At 73.4% G+C, this 2,250-nt stretch carries 2 protein-coding genes; one reads left to right on the top strand and one right to left on the bottom strand.

Going from position 1 to position 2,250, the window contains the following annotated elements; all coding sequences use genetic code 11:
• Positions 1-670 (bottom strand): hypothetical protein (locus ACFFNX_RS48145; RefSeq protein WP_378213139.1); only part of this gene is annotated, 670 nt, incomplete at its 3' end.
• Between the two features lie 296 nt (positions 671-966).
• On the opposite strand from ACFFNX_RS48145, the gene ACFFNX_RS48140 reads away from it, so the two are divergent.
• Entirely contained in the window at positions 967-2,103 is a 1,137-nt protein-coding gene (locus tag ACFFNX_RS48140; protein ID WP_378213138.1) for an MFS transporter, read from the top strand.
• The last annotated feature ends 147 nt before the right edge of the window (positions 2,104-2,250 follow it).

The following is a 2,250-nucleotide window of genomic DNA, read 5'->3' as shown; positions in this document are numbered from 1 at the left end:
GGCGCAGCAGCGCGGGCGCGCCGTCGGCCCGGTCTCGCGGCGCGGGCGCGGGCACGATCGTGTTCGGGAAGGCGGTCAGGGCCGAGGCGGCCAGCAGCCGGGCGGCGTTGCCGATGATGAGCGGCTGGGCGGCGGCCTCGGCGTTGGTGAGCAGCCGTTCGGTGACGTACGCCGCGGTGCGCTTCCAGTTCTCGGCCGCCGCGGGCGTGAGCGGCCGGAAGTCCTCGAAACGGAGAGGACCCGGCGCCTCGCCGTCCGGCGTGCCGGCGACGCTCCGGAGAAGGGACAGGTCGAGCGTCACCGTCTGCGCCTCGAGGCCGAGCGTCCGGGCCGAGTACGGCTGGTCGGGGCGGGCGCTGACGTAGATCTCGCCGGTGGCGAACCGCTCCCGCGAGCCCGCGGAGCGGCGCTCGATCGCGCCGGCGTCGATCCGGGTCACGATCAGCCGGCCCACCGCGTCCGCGTCGAAGTCGAGGTCGGCGGGCATGCTCAGTTCGTCGACCGTGAACGGCCCGGCGTCGACCCGGACGAACCGGAACCGGGGGCGTACGGCGGTGGGAGCCATGCGCAGGCCCGTCCCGTACGCGTCGGCCAGGTACTGCCGGGCCGACTCCGGATCGCTCGTGACGAACTCCCCGCGCGTCGGCGGGGTCGTGGCCGGGCCGCTCATGACCGCGGAGGCGTGATCCGAAGGGCGTGACCGTGCGGCCGCCCGATGCGTACGCCGACGTGAGGACGGCGCTCGGTGCGGGTCAGGCGTTCGACCGTCAGGTCGGGAACGCGGGCGGACATCGTCGGCCTCCGGGATCGCTGAAATCCCAGGCCGCTGCTTGACCCGTCGCGAGCCGCAGGCTCGCGCCCTCAGACCTTACTGTGCCCCGGTCCATTCGACGAACGCGGCGGGAACCCCGTCGCGCGCGGCGACGTGACGCCCCCACCCGGGGCGGGCTTCCGCTCAGCGGGAAGATGGCCGCCGCCGCGACACCCGATGCACTTCATTCCCAGCAAGAGGCCTGCCGGTGGGGCACCCCGGCGAACGCCCTCGACTCCCTCACCGTGCCGGTCGTGCTCAACCTCGCCGGCCACGTCATCGGCACGCTCCTGCTCAGCCCGATCGCGGACACGATCGGGCGACGCAACACGATGCTCATCACCGGGGCGGGCTCGCTGTACAACGCGCTCGCCCCCGGGTACGACGACTTCGTCATCGCGCGGGTGATCACCGAGCGCTGGCCGCTCGGACTGCCGTTCGCGCTGGCCGGGCACTCGTTCGACGACGGCTGGCGCTGGATGTACGGCATCGGCGCGCTGCTGGCGCTCGTCGCGATCCTGCTCCGCGTCGAACTGCCCGAGTCGCCCCGCCGGCTCGCCGGACGCGGCCGCCTGACGGAGGCGGACGCCGTCGTGACCGCCATGGAGGAGCGGGCGCGCCGGCACGGACCGCTCGCCGACCCGGAGCCGGTGGGCGACGAGGAGGCACGGCCCGTACGGCGGACGCCGGCGCTGGCGACGTACCGGGGGCTGTTCACGAACCCGCGTTACATCCGGCGGATCGTCGTCCTGCTCGTCATGTGGTTCACCGGGTACGTCACGGTCTACGGCTTCACCTCGGTGCTCACCGTGCTGAAGTACCCGCCGCCGGAGGCCGGGGTGATCACCGCGATGGGCGTCTTCGGCTTCCTGGTCCAGGGCGTGTTCATGGCGGTCTTCGCGGAGAGGCTCGAACGGCGGCACCGGCTGCCGATCGGCGCCGTGGTCACCCTCGCGGGCGCGGTCCTGGTCGCCGAGGCGGGGACGACGATCGCGGTGGCGTTCGTCGGTTCGATGCTCATCTTCTTCGGCTTCAGCGTGTGGGTCTCGCCGTCGTACGCCCTGACCTCGGAGTCCTTCCCGACACGGGCGCGGACGACGGGCTTTGGCCTGGTCGACGGCATCGGGCACTTGGGTGGTGGCATCGGCGTGCTGGCCATCGCCCCGTACGTGAAGCACCCGTCGGTGCTGGGCGCGCTGCTGCTGATCTCGGTGTTCCTGGTGGTCGCGGCCGTCGTCGCGCAGTTCACCGAGCACACGCGCTCGAAGGAGCTCGACGTCGTCTCGCCCTGAGGGGCGCGGGGTTCAGCGCGGCCCGGGCTCCTCGTGGGAATCGCCCTGGTGGGCCTGGGCCGCGACGTGCACGGCCTGAGGCGCGTCGGCCGGCGCGGAGCCGGTCTGGGCCGGGACGGCGTCGACCGTCGGCGCCTGCGTCGCAGC

This window comes from Actinoallomurus acaciae, from assembly GCF_042429965.1.
GTDB lineage: Bacteria > Actinomycetota > Actinomycetes > Streptosporangiales > Streptosporangiaceae > Actinoallomurus > Actinoallomurus acaciae.
This window is presented reverse-complemented; position numbering and strand designations above follow the sequence as displayed.

Coding starts and splice junctions, on each gene's coding strand:
- ACFFNX_RS48140 (WP_378213138.1), top strand. CDS start 967: ATGGCCGCCGCCGCGACACCCGATGCACTTCATTCCCAGCAAGAGGCC.